The sequence below is a fragment of the Acinetobacter seifertii genome, assembly GCF_000368065.1.
Classification (GTDB): Bacteria; Pseudomonadota; Gammaproteobacteria; order Pseudomonadales; family Moraxellaceae; genus Acinetobacter; species Acinetobacter seifertii.
Genome location: NZ_KB851205.1, coordinates 97,938 through 112,640 on the forward strand (window position 1 = coordinate 97,938; position 14,703 = coordinate 112,640).

Genomic DNA, 14,703 nt, shown 5'->3' on the forward strand with positions numbered 1-14,703 from the left:
TCCTAACGTCCGTTATGCAGCATGTGCGTGTGAATAACGCTGAATTGAAAGGCCATCGGTACTGATTTCAGTCTTATGATTCAATACGATGTCACTGATTAATTTTCCTGAACCACACGCCATGGTCCAGCCTAAAGTACCGTGACCTGTATTCAAGAACAGATTTTTAAAGCGAGTCGCACCAATAATTGGAGTACTGTCTGGTGTCATCGGACGTAGACCAGTCCAGAAAGATGCCTGTGCCATATCACCGCCCGGGAACAAGTCCTGAGTCACCATTTGCAAGGTTGCACGGCGGTCTTCGTTAAGACCTAAATTGAAACCGCTTAGCTCTGCCATTCCACCTACGCGAATACGTTGGTCAAAACGAGTAATCGCAATTTTGTAGGTTTCATCAAGCACTGTAGATTGCGGAGCAAAAGCAGGGTCAACAATTGGAATCGTCAACGAATAACCTTTGACAGGATATACAGGTAACTGTAGATCAAGTGGTTTCAAGAAATCACGTGAATAGCTACCAAACGCTAGAACATAACGATCTGCGGTTAAGACCTTACCATTGACCTGAACGCCCTTAATTTCATCGCCTTCAACAATCAATTTTTCTACGTTTTGGTTGAACTGGAAGTTAACACCTAACTCTTTAGCAATTTGAGCCAAAGCATTGGTAAATAAATAACAGTCGCCTGTTTCGTCATTTGGTAGATGTAAACCACCAACGAGTTTATCTTGCGCATTTGCCAACGCTGGTTCTACACGACCAAGTTCGTTGCCATTTAATAATTCGTAGCTTACGCCGCACTCTTGTAGCACGCTAATGTCGCGTTGAACCGCTTCCATTTGTGCTTCTTTACGGAATAACTGCAACGTGCCTTTTGCACGGTTTTCGTAGTTAATGCCCGTATCTTTTCTAAGTTCACGTAAGCAGTCACGGCTGTATTCAGCCACGCGCATCATGCGTTCTTTGTTTACAGCATAGCTTTGTGGATTACAGTTTTTTAGCATTTGCGCCATCCACTGTAACTGCCACATGCTGCCATCTAAATTAATGGCAAGCGGTGCATGGTGTTGGAACATCCATTTCACAGCTTTAAAAGGAATTCCTGGTGCTGCCCAAGGAGTCGAATACCCAGGCGAAATTTGACCTGCATTACCAAAACTTGTTTCTTCAGCAGGACCTGACTGGCGGTCAAGAACAGTGACCTCAGCTCCTTGTTGAGCTAGATAATAGGCATTTGCCACTCCGATAACGCCGCTACCTAATACAATTACGCGCATTTCCATTCCCTCACGCACACCAGTTTATTTAACTAGTATATTTCTGCTTCAATAGTTTATTTCACTGTTTTTCAGGCTATAATCTAGGTAAATTTATGTTTTTCTCACGAGAATTTTAAAAAAAGAGGAAATATCTATGCGCCCCCTAGATCGTATAGATCGCATGATTCTGGACATTTTGCAGCGTGAAGGACGAATTGCGATTAGTGAATTGGCATCGAGAGTTAACCTCTCTACCACCCCCTGTTCAGAGCGTGTAAAGCGTCTCGAACGCGATGGCATTATCATGGGTTATTACGCCCGTCTAAACCCCGCCTATGTGGATCGTAATCTGCTCGTTTTTTTAGAAATTAAGTTATCTGCCAAATCAGGCGATGTATTTGATCAGGTTGCCAGAGACTTAGTTGAGATCCCTGAAGTACTCGAATGTCACCTCATTTCAGGTGAGTTTGACTACCTTGTAAAAGCGCGCTTAAAAGAAATGAGCGCATACCGCCGCTTATTGGGAGATCTATTAAAGAAACTTCCCGCATCGGCATCGTCACATAGTTATGTAGTCATGGAAGAAGTCAAAGAAACTTTATATCTAGATGTGAGTAAGTAAAGCGAGTTCTCTCTAAACTCGCTTTACTCACGTTTGAAAATTAGAAATATTTTAAAATCGAAATATGCTTGTTTTGGTGCTTGAACTTCGAGAACCACTTAACCGCTGGATAGAGTGCAAAAGACAGCGCAATTGTAATGAACCATAGCATCCACACATGGTTGACCGATAAATAACTTCCATAGTTAGCTCCCCATATACTGAGTGCAAATACATACATCAGTTTCAGCACATATAAATGCAGTAAATAAAAGAACATTGGCACCGAGCCAAACACGACCAAGGGTTTCAAAAATGAGTATTGCTGCATACGTTCAAAAGCAACGAGCACAATCAAACCGATCCCAACATTTAGCAAAATAAATAACAAAGACGGTGGATATTTGGTGAGATTAAAAAAGCTCATTAACGTCAGTTGTAATGACTCAAAATGCTGCCACGCTTGGTCACCATAGACGTTGATAAAACGCAATAAAACAAATAGCCCAATACTTGCTAAACCAAGGCTAAGTAAAGCACGGCCTCTTTGCTTTGCTGTATATTTTGAAATAAAGAACTGGCCTAAAACGTAGCCTAATAAAATTACCCCTATCCAAGGTAAAACAGGGTAACTTGTACGAAGCTTAATACCCGCAAACTCAAGCCAGCCACGTTCATGTAAAACGAACCATATATTCTGTAGTATGCCTTGTGAGAAGTGCACAGAATCTAATAAGTTGTGCCCAAAAATAATGACTAACGCTACACCAGCAAGAACTGGCAAAGGCAAACTTACACAGCAAGCCAGCACCACCATACTAATACCGATCGCCCAAATCACCTGTAAGTAAATGACTTCAGGTGGAAAAGTCGCTGTCCATGCAAAATTCACAAGGGTAAGCTCTAACACAATTAAAAATAAGCCGCGTTTTAATAAAAAGGCACGCGTTTGTTGTAAGTCCTGTTTTTTGGACTGAAATAAAAATGCAGAGATACCCGTTAAAAGTACAAAAACCGGAGCACAAATATGTGCCAATAATCGACTGCCAAATAATGCTGGTTCTGTTACTGTTACGTCCATTGGATCGGTAACTTGTTTATGTAAATAGAAAGTTTCTCTTACATGGTCGAGCAACATAATGATGATCACCAAACCACGCAATGCATCAATCGACTGTAAACGTTCAATATTTTTTTCTATAGGCATAGCGGTAATAAACAAAATAATGTAACGTTATACTATTACATTATAGTTCTTTTGTCTTTCATGGCTGATTATTTATGCAACACAAATTAGGATTGTTGTCTTCGTTAGGGTTATCTTTTATATCAACATTCTCTTGGGGAGACGAAACCTCAACAGTACTTGAGACCATACGCGTGCAGGCTGAAAGTACCCAAGAAGGTGTGAGTCAAAATAGCTCGGCGACTAAATTTACTCACGATGTTTTAGATGTACCTTTTAACCGTGCTTATGTTTCAAAACAAATGATGGAACAACAAGACGTTCAACGGATTGATGACGCATTAAGCTTGGTGAGTGGGGTTTTTCATCAAAACAGTTTTGGTGGCGGCTTTTGGGATAACTACTCTTTCCGTGGTTTTAGTACCGATCCCAATTTAGGTGCTTCTATGATCCGTAACGGTTTGAGTGTCAACCGAGGGATTAGTGCGCCAAAAGATGTCGTAAATATTGAATCTTTAGAGTTTTTAAAAGGCCCAATGGCTGCGCTATATGGTCGCGGCGAAACAGGAGGTTTGCTTAATCTCAACAGTAAAAAACCACAGTGGGAAAGCGAAGTTAACCTACGTGCCAATACCCAAGAACAATATCGTATTAGTCTGGAACACACGGCGCCTATTAACGATGAAATAGCCTATCGTATAGCAGTGGCTCACGAAGATAACCAAAGCTTCCGTGATCATGTCAGTAGTGAACGTTGGTTCTTTTCACCACAGCTCACATGGAAAATTTCAGACCAAACACAACTCGACTTTGACAGTGAATTTACAGAGCATAAAGGAACCTTTGACCGTGGTGTCAGCACCGTCAATCACCAGTTTGTGATGGACCCGAAAACCTTTACAGGTGAAACTGACGACGGCGATTTGAAAATAAAAGATTACTTTTACCAATTACGTCTGAGTCACGAATTTAACCCTGACTGGAAGCTAAATAGTGCAGTCAGCTATAAAGATGCCAAAATGGTCGGCTTTGCAACCGAACCTCGTCGTATGCAAGCCGATGGCCGTACTTTAGAGCGTCAACGTCGCTATCGTGATTATACAAGTCAAGATGTTCTGGCTCAGACAGAGTTACTTGGCAAGGTTGATACGTCGTGGGCGCGCCATGAAATTTTGCTTTCAACCGAGCTTGGTCAACTCGACTATAAACAAAACCAGCTTCGTCGTAATCACAGTACTGGCATGCCAAACACAATTGATATTTACCAACCCGAATATGGCAAATATTTACCGAACTTAGCTCCGTTTACTAACACCAAAGAACAGCAGCGTTACTTTGCACTCAACATTCAAGACCAGATCTTTTTTAATGACCAATGGAGCGTGCTACTCGGCAATCGTTTTGATCAGGTCGAGCAAGACTTTAAAAATCATCTGACGCAGACTGAAAGCAATCAGACACTTCACCAAAATAGTCCGCGTTTCGGAGTAAATTTTAAAGCCTCTGAGCAATGGGCGTTTTATACAAACTATGGCCGCTCATTTGCCATGAATAGTGGTATGAACCGAAATGGTCAGACTTTTGCCCCTGAAAAAGGCGAAAGCTATGAGGTCGGCACCAAATATAAATTGAATGACCAAAGTGTGCTGAGTCTCGCTTTGTTTAAAATGAAAAAACGAAATGTACTGACAACCGACCCGATCGACAGTAACTTTCAAACCGCAGCAGGCGAAGTGAGCAGTAAAGGAATTGAGTTTGATTTAAATAGCCAAATCACTGACCGCTGGTTCGTCAATGCCAACTATAGTTATACCGATGCTCAAATTGAAAAAGACCAAGACTTGCCAAAAGGTGCCCGTCTAAGCAATGTGCCAAAACACCAAGGTGCTGTAAGTACCAATTATGAGTTTCTACAAGAAGGCTCAACAAAAGCAGGTGTAGGTGCCAATCTTACTTATGTGGGCGAACGTAGCGGACATAACCTTGATAATGGCTTTAATTTACCAAGCTATACCCTCGTGAACTTAAATGCTTACTATGCCCCATCGGACCGCTTACGTTATCAGCTGAACGTAAACAATCTGTTTGATAAAACTTACTATGTTTCAAGCTACAGCGATTTATGGATTCAACCGGGTGAGCCACTAAATGCTTCAATTTCGGCACAGTGGAAGTTTTAATTCATCTATAAAATAAAAAAGCCCGAATTATTTCGGGCTTTTTTATTAGAACATGCCATTTTCATTCACAAGCGGTTCAGGCTGTACTTGCCCGATATCCCAAAGCTCAGCAATTTTTCCATTTTCAAAACGGCAAATATGAACCACAGCCACAATGGTAGGTTTGTCATTCATTTGCATTTCAAGTTTCGAATGTACGGCAACCAAAGTCCCATCTTCAATGACATGTTGGACATCAAAGACTTTATTGGGATTTTCAGCCGCGCTTTCACGCATTCCTTCCTTCAACGAAGTTGCATCACCCGCATAATAAGGGTTGTGATGCTTGAAGTTAGGCGCAGTGTAATTGCTGTAGGCTTCATCAACTTCGCCTGCTGCGGCAAGTTCTAAAAACCGTACCGCAATTTGTTTTTGAGATAAGTTCATGAGTATCTCCTACTCTTTTTAGACCTTATTGTAAGAGGTCGTCTTCTTCACTTTCTTCCTCAAAGACATAGGCCATACAGCCCCATCCGTCATATTCGCCCTGAAATTTTTCAGCGATGCTGGCAAACCATTGCTCTAAGTCAACAATGTCTGAATACTCAGGTTCCATGTTCACGAAGATGGTAATCACCCACTCGTTTGGTTCAACAGAGTCATCTTGGAAAAGTGAAACTTTTTGTTCTTGGTAAAGTAAATAGAGTGCACATTGCTCTGCATTTTTTTGATCTTGAAATGCAATAGAAAATTCAATTTCATGCAGCTCGGTTAAATCATCCCCATCTTCAGCCATTTGCCAAAGTACATTGCCGTTATCGTCATCTGGAAATTGTTCGTAGTCACGAGTCATAAAGTGATCCTTGTTGTTGTCGCAGTATTAATATTATTCGGACTTAGAATACCCGACTTTTATTGCAGTTTGGGTATATATTCCGTTCCCAATTGCATCAAATTGAATTTTTAATTGTATGTAAATTTTAAAAAGGCACTTGGGATTGAATGACCACATCCGTGCCTTTGAATGGATGCTGAAAAGCCAGATAGGCAGCATGTAAAGCCATACGGTTTAAATGAAAACGTTTTGGTTCAGGGTGATACAACTTGTCACCCATAATCGGGTGTCCAATGTGCATCATGTGCACACGCAGCTGATGTGAACGCCCTGTGACTGGTTCAAGTAACACTCGCGTTTGATCTGTTTTTTCATCATAGGTGAGAGGCTGAAACAAGGTTTTAGCATGTTTGCCTAGTTCAAAATGTACAATTTGTCTTGGGCGATTTTCCCAGTCAGTAATGAGCGGAACTTCAACACTGCCCTCTTCTGTGACTTGGCCTTGCACCAACGCAATATAATGTTTTTTGACTGTTCTGGCCTGAAACATTTTACTTACCGCGACTTCTGCATCACGGTGCTTGGCAAACATAAGTAGGCCCGACGTCGCCATATCTAAACGATGCGTCACTTTAGCTAAAGGGAACTTTTCTAGCACCCTTAAATAAGCACTGTCATGATGCTCAGGTAAGCGACCCATCACAGACAACAATCCCGCAGGTTTATCAACCACAATCAAATCGTCATCTTCAAATAAAATTGAAAGCGGATCTTGTGGTGGAGCGTAAACAAAGTTGTCGTTCAAAGGCATGGTCGTAGAAACAGCAATGGAGCATGGCGGCAAATCATAAAGAAATTTCAGACCGACCGCAAAACAATCTATAAACTCTCATCATGTTCCACGTGAAACTCGAAAAATCTTTATCGCTTTTTATTCATTTCAGCTAAAAGATCGAGCTGAATTTCTTGAATATGCGCAAGCCTTTCCCACTGATGCGATAAAAGATGGTCCATTTTTTCATGCAAATGGCGAATCTCAAGCTCGGCTTTTAAATTAATTTGATAGTCGTGTTGAGAGCGCAAACGATCTTTGGCTTCTTGACGGTTTTGACTCATCATAATAATAGGCGCCTGAATTGCCGCTAAGCATGACAAAACCAGATTAAGCAAAATAAATGGATAAGGGTCGACAGGACGTACCACCATCACGACCGTATTTAGAATAATCCAGCCTATTAAAAAGATGGCAAAGCAAATCAGGAAAGCCCAACTACCACCAAATGTCGCGATCTTATCTGCTAATTTTTCCCCAAACGTCCATTTTTGATCAAAGTCAGATTCGGTATCTCGGCTAATCAGCTCATGGCGTTGCATGCTGCCAATCACTTCGTTTTCTAAATTAGTTAACTCGCCCTTTTCGGAGCGTAATAGTGATTGAACGTATTTAATTCGATAATCTGCCAAATCGGCACGGCAAATAAAGCTTGAGAAAGACCAATCCGGATGATCTTGAATAATTTCCTCACTAATCACATTCCGAATGACTTCACCCGAAACCAGATCTTTTAACGGGAAATTCTTTCCGCATACGGCGCATTGGCGACACTGGTTTTTATTCTCCATATTATACAGCTCGCAATTATGATCATAGAGATATTATATAGGTGATTTCAGGTGACAACATCGTAAATAAAAAGAATGCTTTAACCCAATATTTGTAAAGTTGCTGGCACTATTTTTCGATGTGCAGGAATCACAGGAACCATGTAGAGTTTTCCAAGCCAATTTTTAATATGTACTACTGTGGTTATGGTCAGTACTTGAGTCTTTTCATTCTTATAAACAGATAAAGTCACATTTAAGTGCTTGTCATCGTCTCCAATCACCAACTCATTTTCGGTACGTTGTCGTAAGGTGAAAATTCCAATTCGGTCACCTGCGACATACTCATTTTCTTTTTTATTCGTATCTATTTGCTTAAAACTTCCTAAGTCTTTAAGCCCAATCTTTGAAGTAATTTTATTACGCATATTCATGCTCCACTCTATCCACGCTGGAGTGTGTTGAAATAGCTTAATAAGCTGCCCAAATACATTTAGGTCGGGCTGACCCAGCACAATACTCCACGAGTCGTGGAAGTAAGCATTGTTCAATTGAGATGAGATTTGACTGTCGCTAGGTAAAGCAGAAAGATAAGGCTTATTCATTAAATTATATTCTTGTAAAGTATCATTTTTATTATAGAGAATTTTTTAGGGTGTCAAGGGAAAACATCTATGGTTTACTTCAACAATTATAACTTTGTAAGTTAGAACCTTATGCCTATAAACTTTTGATCTATAGCGTCCTAAGCCGAATCGAGACCTTTTGGGTGAGTACACACTAACGTTATACGTTTTGGTGCATGCTACTCTTTTCGATCCCTATCACACCCTTGAGATATAGTTTAGCCAGCACCCTGCGGGATTGTTTTTCTAAGAAAAGCTAATTTTTAATATTTTTGGGAATTTTTACGCAATTAGACAAATTTAAAAGAAATTATTCCCATTTAGCTATAATTAGTTATATTTAAATTCCACTTTATTTGTATTTTTCGGTTTATTTTACCAAAGCATTAACTGTTTTGAGCAATTAGGCACCAGACTATAAAAAGAATCTAACGCCAGTAAAGTATGATTTATCTATGTAGAATCTCTTGTGTTTAGGTCACAAGAGAACTCTACTTTTCATTCCAGCTATTTACACTTATTCGTTATATTAAACTTTGGAGATTCGTTGAAACTCACTAAGGTAAAGCTTCTATCGATGAAGTTTTCTGTATCTTCATTAGGAGCATGAAAAAACCACTCTGAAATACCATTATTTTTTAAAATAACCTCAAAGTTAAAATTACTTCCCATATTCTTATCTTGGAAATACACCTCATACTCATTAGGCTTAATTTTCAAAATCTTAGTTACTTTATAAAATGGTTGATCAGGGGTATCAAATGAGAATTTAATGGACTGATTCTTTTGATCAAAACTTACAGAATTGATGTTAGTTGAATTTTTTTCCCAATTCGCCTGCACAGCACACTCATAGATCCATTTCTCTGGTTTATCTTTATAAATATAATAATTATTCCTTGCTTGAAACTTTGAAAAAAACTCATTCACAGTATTAGCAAAAGAAAGACTAGGAAAAACCAATAAAACATATAAGAAAATAATCCTCATCTACAAACACCTACACTCACAATATTCTTAACCTTACTTTTAGCTATAATGAAAAAAGATAAATTTTTCATCCTCTTATTCTCTAAATAAGTATCCCATCCAGACTATTCAAAACCAACTGACTTAATTAATGTTTTTCATATTTCTGTCTTGTTCTTTCTGCATTATTTTTAGATTTAATTTTTTCGCTTGAATACATTATAAAAACATATTATAAACTATTTCTAACCAAATAATTGGTTTTTTGGAACTTTATAATGAACAACAATATTATAATTTTTGGTTATGGAACAGGTATTTCCAAAGCCGTGGCACATAAGTTTGGTAAAGAAGGCTATAAAATCGGTTTAGTGGCGCGTAATGCTGAAAAACTCGAAAAAGCCATTTTAGAACTTAAAACACAAGGTATTGAAGCTTACGCTTTTACATGTGATTTAGCGGTTCTTGGAGATATACCAAACCTTATTCAACGTATTAAAGATCAATTAGGAGAGATTAAAAATATTCATTGGAATGCTTTCCATGATATTGAAGGCAATATCTTAAAAACCCCTCCACTAGAGCTTACCAAAAGTTTTCATATTCGTGTTTCGAGCTATATTGCGACGGTACAAGCTTGCTTACGTGATTTAGAAAAGAACCACGGTAGCATTTTATCAACAAATGGAATTTTTGCTTTCGATGCAGTAGGCATCGACTTGGTTGCCAAAGAGTACTCATCGTTAGCAACCACCGCTGCCGCTCAATACAAGGCCACCAACTTACTTGCTCATAGTCTTGCTGACTCAAATGTTTATGTGAGCCAAGTGATTGTAAACGGTTTCGTAGATGGAACCCCTGAAGCGAAGGATAAAACCTACGCGGTACATCCAGAAACAGTTGCAGATCAGTTCTGGTACTTACACCAGCATAAACAAGAAACTGTTTCTCTTTGTGGTGAAGCCATTCAAGCTGCTTAAACTATGTCTGATGAGAGAAAAAGCGTAATCCATTACGCTTTTCTTAACTATTTGAATTTATTTTTTCTAAAGCCCATATATATTTCGAGTTTTAAATTACCCTTCCCATTTTCTAAAAACCAGACAGGTATTTACCCCACCAAAACCAAAGCTATTACTCATGACTGTTTTGAGTTCGGTTTCTCTGCTTGTTTGAACAATATCGAACTTTTTAGCTTCTTCGCGCAGTTCGGTAATATTAATACTCGGCGCAATAAAGTTATTTTGCAGCATTAAAATAGAATAAATGGCTTCGTGTACGCCTGCTGCCCCCAAACTATGCCCAGTCATCGACTTGGTCGAACTCAGTGGCGGTACTTTTTCACTGCCAAAAGCTCTTTCTATGGCTAATAGTTCGGGAATGTCGCCTGCTGGCGTTGAAGTGCCATGCGTATTGATATAGTCAATCGTTTCAGAGCCGTTTTGCTTGGCTTCTGCGAGTGCCAACTTAATGCAACGGGTCGCACCTTCACCACTTGGAGCCACCATATCGACACCGTCACTATTGGCAGCATAGCCAACCACTTCTGCCAAAATTTTTGCTCCGCGTTTTTGGGCATGGCTTAAAGACTCCAAAACCACCATGCCACCGCCACCAGCAATCACAAAGCCATCGTTATCTTTTGAATATGGGCGTGAAGCCGTTTCTGGTGCATCGTTATATTTAGAACATAATGCGCCCATCGCATCGAATATTGCTGTTTGGGACCAATGGTCTTCTTCGCCGCCACCCGCCAGCATAAGGTCTTGTTTACCAGCGGCAATAAGGTGATACGCATAACCGATTGCATCGGCTGAAGTCGCGCAGGCACTCGCAACGGATTGAGATACGCCTTTTAAGTTGAAAGCACGCGACAGGTTAGAGCTAATGGTACTGGTGAGGTAGCGTGGTGCTAAATCGGGCGATACTTCGCTTGCACCTTTTTCTTTTAGGGTATGCAACATGTCGATGATAGACGCTGTTGAAGTGCCGCCTGTTCCCCCAATCACGCCATATTTTGAGTTGTTGGCAATGTCACTTGCGTTAAGCTCGGCATGTTGTAGCGCATCGAGTGCCGAGTTGTAGGCATACATCGCGCAAACGCCCATATGTTTTTTTAGTTCTGGATCAATATTTTCAAAATTCATTTCGGCAGTGGCGCTCACATGACTTCGAAAGTTTAGTTTTGCATAGACATCGTTATAGCGAATGCCTGAGCGGCCTGCTTTTAAGGACTCGGTTACTGTCTCTAATGTATTTCCAATACAAGAATTAATTCCCATACCTGTGATGACAACACGTTCCATTCTTATCTCTATAAAAACGACAAAAATAGATCTTAACAATCAAGTTCTTTTTTGGAACTGGCAAAATATTTCTATATTTATTATTTTTTCTCATCGAATATAAACAAAAAGTTAATAATAATATTTTTATTTTAAAATCTATTTAGTTTTATTATTAAATCAAAAATATTTTAAATATTAAATTGACGTATTTAAAATCACCGATTATTATCTCGTTACTGGCCTACATTGCCAGACGGTTTTGACAGACCGTAAGCTCATAGCGGATTATAGTTTTACTATAATTCGTTAGACCCTTGCGTCCCCTTTCTTTGCGGTAGGACGGGAGGGGGACGCCCCGTGCGTGCTGGGTCTATGAGCTCCAGTCTGTCAACCCCCTTTCGTTCTACCACCCTAATTAATTCGCGGTGATTTGGTGGTAGAACTCCATAATTTTAAGGAGTTGACCATGACAATTTTTAATCTCGTTTTCTCTGTTTTTTAACTATTTTATTGATTTAAAATTTGGTTTTTTACGCCTTATTTTTTTAAATTTATAAACTAATTTTATTTTAAAATTTTAATTATTTTATTTTCCTGTACTTTTAGGAGGATTAATTATTATTTAAAAAATTATTTTAAATCTCAAAGTCATTATATTTTTATTTTAGTTATACGCATAAATAATCATGAGAATAATATGAAAATTTATAAACCGCTTTTGGCTTTAAGTTTCATTCTAGGCAGCTACGGTGTTTCGATTTACGACCCAAAGACTCAACAGGAGTTTGAAAAAATTTGCCTGTCAGGTGGGCATACCGAGTCGAACTGTGACTGTATTTACCAGCGACTTGAGCAAGTTTACTCCCCCAAGCTGATGCAAGGTCTAGAACATGTCAGTTTGCAAAGTCCTGTTCTCCCACAGGACTTTGCCCCTACTTTTTTTAAGCACCATACAGCGGTGTGACAAAAGTAGTCTGGGCTAAGCGTTGGCTTAGCTCTTTATCTCTGTGTCGCAATGGTGTTTTACTTTAAATCAGCGCAAGAAATTAAAGTCTGTTGTGGTACAGAGGCCTAAGTTGTTTGATTTGCCGAACGAGCATTTTTAAAAATCACATCAACTTTATAACCAATCAAGTTATGCTGTGCTTACATTCAACTTTTGAACATTTATTAGAATGAACTACACATGGGATGAATTTGAGCAAAGACTTATCACCTATATAGATGTAAGGAGTGATCTGGCAAGAGTTTTAGATGCGTATGAGCTTCAAATAAAAGAACTTCTTCAAAAAATTCAATTATTAACTTATGAAGAATCTTTGCCTATATTTAATCAGTTATATGAAATACAAGATCATTTAGCTACTGCCAAGTTTCGCTATGACTTCGACCTAAATGAAGCTTTAGATATATTCGTTTATCATTTCGATAGAGATGACAAAGCGCTGATAAGCCAATATTGGTACAAAAAATTCAAGCAAAACAAAGATATTCTTTGGCCTTTACCTCAAGACGAATAGTAGCTTGTACGTTTTATCCTACAAACTTTTAGGGTTTTTGCGGATTGGCGATGCCCTGCTTTTTTCCTATTATGAACTCATACAGGAACAGGATGTTCCGGAACATAAAACAACAATAATAGGTTCATGCATCAGGATCGTGAGATACGACAGGAGTCATATCTAGTACCCAAATACGAAAAAGCCCAACAGGATGTTGGGCTTTTTTTATATCTGAATATTGAGAAGTTTTAGGGACTAAACGGATTGAATCATTCTTCAATGTAAGATTTCTCTTACAAGCTTTTAAGGTTTTTGCGGATTGGCGACACCCCTCTTTTTTCCTAATATGAAGTCATACAGGAACAGGATGTTCCGGAACATAAAACAACAATAATAGGTTCATGCATCAGGACGTGAGATACGACAGGAGTCATATCTAGTACCCAAATACGAAAAAGCCCAACAGGATGTTGGGCTTTTTTTATATCTGAATATTTATGAGTTTTTCTTTAAGTCTTCAATATAAGTGGTTGTGCTGCCATCCCAGTAACAATGTATACAACGCCCCTCTTTAAAAACATGCTCACAATTTGCATATCCATAAATTATAGAAGCGCATTCAGGACACAACGAAGTCATACTAGATTTACTTTTTAAATACTGGCTTCCGCATTCATCACATTTTTCACAACCACTCAGCATGGATATATCTCGATTTAAAACAACGCTATGAGAACATAATGATAAATTAAAAGGCAATCTTGTACGTTTTATCCTACAAACTTTTAAGGATTTTGCGGATTGGCGACACCCCTGTTTTTTCTTAATATGAAGTCATACAGGAACAGGATGTTCCGGAACGTAAAACAACAATAATACGTTCAAGCACCAGGAGCGTGAGATACGACAGGAGTCATATCTAATCACCAAATACAAGAAAGCCCGACAGGATGTCGGGCTTTTTTTATGCTTATTTAAAAATGATATTTACACTTACCTATAGTGGGGTATGCGCCTGTTCTTGCTTTTTATGGCGAATCCAACGCACCACCCAAATAACCGCAATCAGCACCACTATTGCCACAAGCGCAGGCACTAACATTGCTGATACCGAAAGTAAGATTGCTCCAATCCACTCACCTGTCGCAACAACAAAATTACCCAAGCCACCTGTGGTTGCAGTTGAAACACCACGTGCAGCAACGGTACTCATTTGCACCACACCAGCCGTGCCACCGCCCACAATAATGGCTGCCGCCCAACTGGCAAACTGAGACATTTCTCCGCTGCTAACCGCCATTGTCGCTAATGTACCCGCAATCATTGCCGCAGGGGTTGCGACTGTGTCTAAGGCATTATCGACCCACGGAATATAGTAAGCCGCAACTTCACACACCGTTGCCACGCCCAAAGCTAAACACACCGATGGCAGAGCTAACCATTCAAAACCTCTCGATGGCTCAAACCATCCCATCATAGTGGCAATGCTCATGACCAGTAGCGGCACAAACACCCGAAAACCGCAGGCAGCGCTCAGGCCCACGCCAATACATAAACCCAATATTGTTTCCATAATGGTTTCCTTTTCATGCCCATCACGGGTCTTGTTATATAAGTCTTATTTTTAAACTAACAAAAAGCCCCATCGGGTGACAGGGCTTTTTGTTAAATGCGA

Annotated in this window: 14 protein-coding genes and 1 pseudogene; 5 read left to right on the forward strand and 10 right to left on the reverse strand. The window is 39.5% G+C overall.

What is annotated here, in order from left to right; genetic code table 11:
• Positions 1-12: 12 nt before the first annotated feature.
• On the reverse strand, positions 13-1,278 hold the full coding sequence (locus tag F985_RS24320; protein ID WP_004705999.1) for a D-amino acid dehydrogenase: 1,266 nt from the start codon (positions 1,276-1,278) through the stop codon (positions 13-15).
• 136 nt (positions 1,279-1,414) lie between these two features.
• Between F985_RS24320 and F985_RS24325 the strand changes: the two genes are divergently transcribed.
• Positions 1,415-1,882: an Lrp/AsnC ligand binding domain-containing protein gene (locus F985_RS24325; RefSeq protein ID WP_001247568.1), complete on the forward strand. Its 468-nt coding sequence runs from the start codon at positions 1,415-1,417 to the stop codon at positions 1,880-1,882.
• Between the two features lie 40 nt (positions 1,883-1,922).
• On the opposite strand, the gene F985_RS24330 is transcribed toward F985_RS24325, so the two are convergent.
• Complete coding sequence (locus F985_RS24330; protein ID WP_004706002.1) at positions 1,923-3,068, reverse strand: acetyltransferase domain-containing protein; 1,146 nt, start codon at positions 3,066-3,068, stop codon at positions 1,923-1,925.
• Between the two features lie 74 nt (positions 3,069-3,142).
• On the opposite strand from F985_RS24330, the gene F985_RS24335 reads away from it, so the two are divergent.
• Positions 3,143-5,227, forward strand: a complete 2,085-nt coding sequence (locus F985_RS24335; RefSeq protein ID WP_004706005.1) for a TonB-dependent receptor — start codon at positions 3,143-3,145, stop codon at positions 5,225-5,227.
• A 45-nt stretch (positions 5,228-5,272) separates the two neighbouring features.
• On the opposite strand, the gene F985_RS24340 is transcribed toward F985_RS24335, so the two are convergent.
• From F985_RS24340 to F985_RS24365, 6 genes are all read right to left on the reverse strand, one after another.
• Positions 5,273-5,653, reverse strand: a complete 381-nt coding sequence (locus tag F985_RS24340; protein WP_004706007.1) for a nuclear transport factor 2 family protein — start codon at positions 5,651-5,653, stop codon at positions 5,273-5,275.
• Between the two features lie 25 nt (positions 5,654-5,678).
• On the reverse strand, positions 5,679-6,059 hold the full coding sequence (locus F985_RS24345; protein WP_004706008.1) for a ribonuclease E inhibitor RraB: 381 nt from the start codon (positions 6,057-6,059) through the stop codon (positions 5,679-5,681).
• A gap of 127 nt (positions 6,060-6,186) precedes the next feature.
• On the reverse strand, positions 6,187-6,852 hold the full coding sequence (locus F985_RS24350) for an RluA family pseudouridine synthase (RefSeq protein WP_004706010.1): 666 nt from the start codon (positions 6,850-6,852) through the stop codon (positions 6,187-6,189).
• A 110-nt stretch (positions 6,853-6,962) separates the two neighbouring features.
• Positions 6,963-7,664, reverse strand: a complete 702-nt coding sequence (locus F985_RS24355) for a DUF1003 domain-containing protein (protein WP_004706012.1) — start codon at positions 7,662-7,664, stop codon at positions 6,963-6,965.
• A gap of 80 nt (positions 7,665-7,744) precedes the next feature.
• Positions 7,745-8,248: a DUF2867 domain-containing protein gene (locus F985_RS24360; RefSeq protein ID WP_004706014.1), complete on the reverse strand. Its 504-nt coding sequence runs from the start codon at positions 8,246-8,248 to the stop codon at positions 7,745-7,747.
• 528 nt (positions 8,249-8,776) lie between these two features.
• Entirely contained in the window at positions 8,777-9,259 is a 483-nt protein-coding gene (locus tag F985_RS24365; RefSeq protein ID WP_004706016.1) for a hypothetical protein, read from the reverse strand.
• A gap of 257 nt (positions 9,260-9,516) precedes the next feature.
• On the opposite strand from F985_RS24365, the gene F985_RS24370 reads away from it, so the two are divergent.
• Entirely contained in the window at positions 9,517-10,218 is a 702-nt protein-coding gene (locus F985_RS24370) for an SDR family NAD(P)-dependent oxidoreductase (RefSeq protein WP_004706017.1), read from the forward strand.
• 96 nt (positions 10,219-10,314) lie between these two features.
• On the opposite strand, the gene F985_RS24375 is transcribed toward F985_RS24370, so the two are convergent.
• On the reverse strand, positions 10,315-11,544 hold the full coding sequence (locus F985_RS24375) for a beta-ketoacyl synthase N-terminal-like domain-containing protein (protein WP_004706019.1): 1,230 nt from the start codon (positions 11,542-11,544) through the stop codon (positions 10,315-10,317).
• A gap of 679 nt (positions 11,545-12,223) precedes the next feature.
• Here F985_RS24375 and F985_RS25960 point away from each other — a divergent pair.
• Positions 12,224-12,509, forward strand: a pseudogene (locus F985_RS25960) (hypothetical protein).
• A 192-nt stretch (positions 12,510-12,701) separates the two neighbouring features.
• Positions 12,702-13,046: a hypothetical protein gene (locus F985_RS24385; protein ID WP_004706023.1), complete on the forward strand. Its 345-nt coding sequence runs from the start codon at positions 12,702-12,704 to the stop codon at positions 13,044-13,046.
• 979 nt (positions 13,047-14,025) lie between these two features.
• Here the strand turns inward: F985_RS24385 and F985_RS24390 are convergent.
• Entirely contained in the window at positions 14,026-14,601 is a 576-nt protein-coding gene (locus F985_RS24390) for a DUF4126 domain-containing protein (protein WP_004706028.1), read from the reverse strand.
• Positions 14,602-14,703 lie beyond the last annotated feature (102 nt).

Excerpts from the sequence above, each read along its gene's own strand:
- F985_RS24320 (WP_004705999.1), bottom strand. The coding sequence starts at position 1,278 with ATGCGCGTAATTGTATTAGGTAGCGGCGTTATCGGAGTGGCAAATGCC.
- F985_RS24325 (WP_001247568.1), top strand. The coding sequence starts at position 1,415 with ATGCGCCCCCTAGATCGTATAGATCGCATGATTCTGGACATTTTGCAG.
- F985_RS24330 (WP_004706002.1), bottom strand. The coding sequence starts at position 3,068 with ATGCCTATAGAAAAAAATATTGAACGTTTACAGTCGATTGATGCATTG.
- F985_RS24335 (WP_004706005.1), top strand. The coding sequence starts at position 3,143 with ATGCAACACAAATTAGGATTGTTGTCTTCGTTAGGGTTATCTTTTATA.
- F985_RS24340 (WP_004706007.1), bottom strand. The coding sequence starts at position 5,653 with ATGAACTTATCTCAAAAACAAATTGCGGTACGGTTTTTAGAACTTGCC.
- F985_RS24345 (WP_004706008.1), bottom strand. The coding sequence starts at position 6,059 with ATGACTCGTGACTACGAACAATTTCCAGATGACGATAACGGCAATGTA.
- F985_RS24350 (WP_004706010.1), bottom strand. The coding sequence starts at position 6,852 with ATGCCTTTGAACGACAACTTTGTTTACGCTCCACCACAAGATCCGCTT.
- F985_RS24355 (WP_004706012.1), bottom strand. The coding sequence starts at position 7,664 with ATGGAGAATAAAAACCAGTGTCGCCAATGCGCCGTATGCGGAAAGAAT.
- F985_RS24360 (WP_004706014.1), bottom strand. The coding sequence starts at position 8,248 with ATGAATAAGCCTTATCTTTCTGCTTTACCTAGCGACAGTCAAATCTCA.
- F985_RS24365 (WP_004706016.1), bottom strand. The coding sequence starts at position 9,259 with ATGAGGATTATTTTCTTATATGTTTTATTGGTTTTTCCTAGTCTTTCT.
- F985_RS24370 (WP_004706017.1), top strand. The coding sequence starts at position 9,517 with ATGAACAACAATATTATAATTTTTGGTTATGGAACAGGTATTTCCAAA.
- F985_RS24375 (WP_004706019.1), bottom strand. The coding sequence starts at position 11,544 with ATGGAACGTGTTGTCATCACAGGTATGGGAATTAATTCTTGTATTGGA.
- F985_RS24385 (WP_004706023.1), top strand. The coding sequence starts at position 12,702 with ATGAACTACACATGGGATGAATTTGAGCAAAGACTTATCACCTATATA.
- F985_RS24390 (WP_004706028.1), bottom strand. The coding sequence starts at position 14,601 with ATGGAAACAATATTGGGTTTATGTATTGGCGTGGGCCTGAGCGCTGCC.